The following is a 414-nucleotide window of genomic DNA, read 5'->3' as shown; positions in this document are numbered from 1 at the left end:
CGAAATGCAATGAGCTTACGGATGGTTCAGGAACTGATGTCCGTCTTCAAGGCGATAGAGAACGACGAAACCATTCGTGCGGTGGTCATGCGTGGCGCCGAGGGCCACTTTTGTGCAGGCGGCGATATCAAAGATATGGCCAATGCGCGCGCAGCAATGGGCTCCCGAGCTGAAGGCGAAGAGGATCCGTTCTATGCGCTCAATCGAGAGTTCGGCCGAATGATTACCTTCGCCAATCAAATCCCGCAGGTACTCATTGTCGCTGCAGAGGGTGCTGTGTTAGGAGGCGGGTTTGGCCTCGTTTGCATCTCAGATCTCGCGATCTGCTTAGAGTCGACACAGTTTGGCCTGCCAGAAACCAGTTTAGGTATTCCGCCAGCGCAAATTGCACCCTTTGTTGTGACGCGCATAGGC

General features: G+C 54.6%; 1 protein-coding gene. It reads left to right on the top strand.

The genetic code is table 11. The features are described from left to right. Positions 1–9 precede the first annotated feature (9 nt). The coding region (locus A3751_RS01305; protein ID WP_369821217.1) for an enoyl-CoA hydratase/isomerase family protein at positions 10–414 on the top strand (405 nt) is incomplete at its 3' end.

The organism is Oleiphilus sp. HI0080, from assembly GCF_001635135.1.
This window is presented reverse-complemented; position numbering and strand designations above follow the sequence as displayed.